Consider the following 3,097-nt stretch of genomic DNA (forward strand, 5'->3'; position numbering starts at 1 on the left):
GCCCAGTTCCTGACGGTGGCGGACCTGCAGCTGCCGAAGGTTGTGCTGGTACTGCGCCACCGAGGACTCGATGCGGCTCTCCAGCTCCGCGAGCCGTGCCTCCGGTGAGATGTCCACGGCCTTGCTCGCGGCGGCCTGGGCAGGCAGTTGAGCCCCACCGCCCCGGCTCTGCAGACCAGAGACGAGCGTTGCCCCAAAAGCCTTCTTGGCCTTGTCCGATGCCTTGCTCACCGGGACACCACGTCCAGGATCTCGCGGGCCATCGTGTCCATCTCCGAGCCCTCCACAACCTTGATCGGCTCACCGAAGGACTGGGCGAACCCATCCCGACCGTTGGACTGGTGGAAGCGCGAGCGCAGCACGGTGTAACCGGCCTCCGACAGGATCTCGTCGATATCGTCCGCAGAGGCCGCGCTGCGGTCGACCATCGTCAGCAGAATGACCAGCTGCGGTGCCCGCGCACCTGTGGCCTCCAGCTGCTGAATCGCGCCCAGGACCGAGGCCGCACGATTGAGCTCATTCTTCGTGGGCTGCATACACAGCACCGCCAGGTCGACCGCGCTCAGCACGGCGATATGTGGCCCAGCCGCCTTGCGCTCCCATGCCCCCGTATCGAGGGCCCCCAGGCCCTTCTCCGGGGTGAGCCGCAGCGCCTCATTGCGGATGTGGTGTATGGCGGGCGCGGGGTAGACCGGCGCTCCCAGGTCGACCGCCTGCGCGTGCTCGTACAACGTGCCGTTCTCGTCATCGCCAGGCACATCGGTGTCGATGCCGATGCAGGAGACTCCGTACGACGTCCAGTAGGCCAGCCAGTGCGCGAGCAACGTGCTCTTGCCCGCGCCGCCTTTCCCGATCATGGCTACCCGGCGCCCCTCGGAGGGCAGCACCGGAACGGGGCGAGATGTAGTCATGGCACGGGACGGTACCGCCACCCGCCGAGATCCCGTGTACCGACCGGCCTCTGCCCCGCATCTGCAACATGACGAAGGGCCCGCCATCGAGACGGGCCCCGACTCAAACTGTCGCCAATTGGCGACAGCCACTCACGACAGCGGCGTGGCCTTCCGCGGGGGCGGGATCCGCTGCAGCAGCTCCCACAGCGGGCGCGAGCCCGCCGCCCAAGCCCCCAGTAAGTGGCGGTCGACCAGGTGTATCCGCTGGGTCTTCGCGAACGGCAGCGCAGGCCGCGAGAACTTGCCGTTGGTCACGAGCACCACCACGTCCGCTCCGTGCACCGGCCGTGCCGTGCCGTTGAGGACCTGCAGATCCGGCGTCCCGACCGCCGACCCGGCCAGCCCGTTACGGCGGTGCTTGCACTGGATCACCCACCGCCGCCCGTATGGATCGGTCGCCTTCACATCCGCGCCGTTGTCACCCGCACCGCCGACCTGGAGCGCGTCCCGACATCCGTCCCGGTGCATCAGGTCCCGTATCGCGTGCTCGAACTGCCGGTGATGCAGGGCATCGAGCTGCGACAGCTGGTAGCGCAGCCCCTGGGCACGGACCTGGTCCCACTGAGCGCGCTGAGCCCGCTGGTAGAGCCACCAGGCGCCCGCGGCCGCCGCGAGGACGCCGACGACGACCAGGAGCCACCAGTGCGCGGCCAGCCAGTTGACGACCGCGAGGAACAGCCCGGCGGCCGCCACCAGGGCGACGACCAGCAGCAGCAGTTCGACGTCCCTCTGCGACTTCCGCGAGCGCCTCCGACGTGTCCGCCGCCGCGCAGGCGGCCGCCGGCTCACCGCTGGCTCCCCGAAGAGGGGAAGACGATCGGATAAGTCACGGACTTCTGCGGCCGCGGTGCCCTGTCGGTCTTCGGAAAGACGATCGGATAGGTCACCGACTTCTGCGGCCGCGGCACCCTGCCGCTGCCCGGCGTGTGCACGGTGACGTTCTGCCCGCTCACACCCCAGACCACTAACACGGCCACACCTATCAGCGTCATTTGATGTCTGGAGCCCGGAGCCGAACGGTGGTACGCCGAGACCTCCGTGCCGTCTTTCCTGACGTACTTGCCGATGAATGGCAAAGCGTCCCCCTCGTGGTCGATGCGTTCCCCGCGCAACGAAACATCGAAGCACCCGCCACTGACAATGGGTCAGAATGCGTACACCCGCAGTGATCACTGGGCGGATTCAGTCCAGGTCAGGACTCTTTGCCTCCGGCGGGCCACCCTGCGGAGGGCGTGGGGGCAACGATCTTGGCTGCGGATCGTGGGTGGTAGGTCGGGAGTGGACGCTGGTGGCCCCCTCCTTGGGCAGCACCGAAGGCAACCACAGCCGCCGCCGAGCAACCATGCCAAGCCGCCTTCGGCGGTCGCGCGAGCGCGAGCCTGGCAGCCCGACGACGACCGCGGTAGGGCGGAGCCTGCCGCCCAAGGAGGGAACCTCCAGCTCAGGAAGAGGTCTGGCTGTCGCCGAGCGGATCCGTACGCACAAGCCGTACGGCGACAGACCGCGCGTCACTAACGCCGTGCGTTCCGTGATCGGCCGCGGTTACGGTGCTGGACATGGCGACCAGCACGGCAGAGACCCAACACCCTGGATACGCACTGCTGGTAGCCACCGAGCCGCCCGTACGCGCCCCGATGGCCGTCACTGCGGTGCTGCCCCAGCTTGCGGCCGTCCCGCCGGCGCATCTCGTGGGCACCGCGTACGCGTCCGCCGTGCAGCTGGCCAACCCGGACGACCCGAACACCGTGCTCACCGCCATACGTACAGCCGCCGCAACCCAGGGCCCGCTGCTCGTGTATCTGGCCGGACACCTCCAGCTCGATGCACGCCAGCACCTCGTACACCTCGCTCTGGCCCGCACTACGGCGCGAACGGTCCGGTACACCGCCCTCCCGTGGCACTGGCTCGCGGCGGAGCTGCAGCACCGCGCCCACGGCAGCACCGCGGTGCTGGTCGACGCGACCGCCGACGCGGATGTGTGGCAGGCGCTGAGGAGCGGAGAGGCGTATCTGGCGGGGCCGTTCGACCTGTACGGCGCGGTGCAGCTGCACGACCGCCGTCACCGCCCCACGCCCTCGTACACGCACGCGCTCGCGCAGATCCTGAGGACCACGCCCCAGCGACCGAGCACAACGGCGCTGCAC

Annotated in this window: 4 protein-coding genes and 1 pseudogene; 1 reads left to right on the top strand and 4 read right to left on the bottom strand. The window is 69.1% G+C overall.

Annotated elements, in window-relative coordinates; translation table 11 throughout:
* The 4 genes from ACWC5O_RS45210 to ACWC5O_RS45225 all read right to left on the bottom strand — a co-directional run.
* Positions 1–231, bottom strand: a 231-nt coding sequence (locus ACWC5O_RS45210) for a hypothetical protein (RefSeq protein ID WP_450781361.1), incomplete at its 3' end; no start/stop codon positions are given.
* Positions 228–911 (bottom strand): P-loop NTPase family protein, encoded by a 684-nt coding sequence (locus tag ACWC5O_RS45215; protein WP_355837845.1) that lies wholly within the window; start codon positions 909–911, stop codon positions 228–230. The genes ACWC5O_RS45215 and ACWC5O_RS45210, both read right to left, overlap by 4 nt.
* A 132-nt stretch (positions 912–1,043) precedes the next feature.
* Entirely contained in the window at positions 1,044–1,742 is a 699-nt protein-coding gene (locus ACWC5O_RS45220) for a restriction endonuclease (RefSeq protein WP_355837843.1), read from the bottom strand.
* Complete coding sequence (locus ACWC5O_RS45225) at positions 1,739–2,065, bottom strand: hypothetical protein (RefSeq protein WP_450781363.1); 327 nt, start codon at positions 2,063–2,065, stop codon at positions 1,739–1,741. Before ACWC5O_RS45225 ends, ACWC5O_RS45220 begins: the two co-directional genes overlap by 4 nt.
* Positions 2,066–2,509: 444 nt before the next feature.
* Here ACWC5O_RS45225 and ACWC5O_RS45230 point away from each other — a divergent pair.
* A pseudogene (locus ACWC5O_RS45230) lies at positions 2,510–3,097 on the top strand (hypothetical protein); the annotation flags it as partial.

This window comes from Streptomyces sp. NPDC001450 (assembly GCF_053597295.1).

Excerpts from the sequence above, each read along its gene's own strand:
- ACWC5O_RS45215 (WP_355837845.1), bottom strand. The coding sequence starts at position 911 with ATGACTACATCTCGCCCCGTTCCGGTGCTGCCCTCCGAGGGGCGCCGG.